The sequence below is a fragment of the Clostridium sp. AM34-9AC genome (assembly GCF_003480225.1).
Taxonomy (GTDB): Bacteria; Bacillota; Clostridia; order Lachnospirales; family Lachnospiraceae; genus Acetatifactor; species Acetatifactor acetigignens.
In genome coordinates this window covers 1-486 of the sequence record NZ_QUIU01000067.1, presented here as the reverse complement: position 1 = coordinate 486, position 486 = coordinate 1, and the positions used below count along the sequence as shown (strand labels likewise).

Sequence of the window (486 nt, the reverse complement as noted above, 5' to 3'; positions counted from 1 at the left end):
AACCTGAAAGATTTTGAGAAAGCACAGCAGAAGGCGGAACTGAAAAATGATTTTTCCGAGGATTTTGTAAAGGATCTGGAAAGCAAAGGTATCTCCCGTGATGAGTTGGAGGGAATGCAGATAAAGATTGAAAGCAATGGGAATGTAACAGTGAGCGGTATCGAAGATAAGGAAGTCCGGGAGCAGGTTCAGAAACTGGTAGAGGAAAAGTACAGTGACCGGATGTATCAGTATTACACAGGAATTGCTGACAGTGTGGGAAATCTGTCGTCCAATACCTATCAGTATGCCACGGATGTGCAGGAAGTCAGGCGTTACTTAAAAGGGGTTACGGGAGAAGATATTTCTCTGGAGAACCTTTACCTGACACCAGACGGAAAGATTGGCGGGCTGCCGGGAAAAGCTGCTGATCTGATCAACAAAACAAAGGACAACGCCAAGATAGAGCGGATAAAGGATGCATTGATAAATATTATAGGACATAAC

Annotated in this window: 1 protein-coding gene; it reads left to right on the top strand. The window is 44.0% G+C overall.

All coding sequences use genetic code 11. From position 1 onward, the window contains the following. Positions 1-486 (top strand): hypothetical protein (locus tag DW835_RS18550; protein ID WP_347559408.1); only part of this gene is annotated, 486 nt, incomplete at both ends.